The sequence below is a fragment of the Salinarimonas soli genome (genome assembly GCF_008386575.1).
Lineage (GTDB): Bacteria > Pseudomonadota > Alphaproteobacteria > Rhizobiales > Beijerinckiaceae > Salinarimonas_A > Salinarimonas_A soli.
This window is the reverse complement of record NZ_VUOA01000246.1, coordinates 1-265: the sequence shown is the minus strand read 5'-3', so window position 1 is coordinate 265 and position 265 is coordinate 1. Positions and strand designations below refer to the sequence as shown.

The following is a 265-nucleotide window of genomic DNA, read 5'->3' as shown; positions in this document are numbered from 1 at the left end:
AAGACAGAAAAGGCTAGGCGAGTTTCATGGCACGCCGAAATATCAGCCGTCGCGGGTTCTTTGCCGGGGCCGGGCTGACGGGCGCTACGGCAGTCGTTGCCTCGTGCGCGAAATCCGAAGAACCGCAGGCGGGCAGCCCGCGCGGGGATCAGAATGGCACGTCGCCGCAGGAAGTTTCCGCAGGCAGAGCCACGAATCAGACCGTCATTGCGTTCGACGGCCCTCACCAAGCGGGAATTGCCACGGCCACGCAGACTCACGCGCA

The 265-nt window shown here is 64.2% G+C and carries 1 protein-coding gene; it reads left to right on the top strand.

Annotated elements, in window-relative coordinates:
• Positions 1-26: 26 nt before the first annotated feature.
• Positions 27-265 (top strand): twin-arginine translocation signal domain-containing protein (locus tag F0L46_RS26725; protein ID WP_149822440.1); only part of this gene is annotated, 239 nt, incomplete at its 3' end.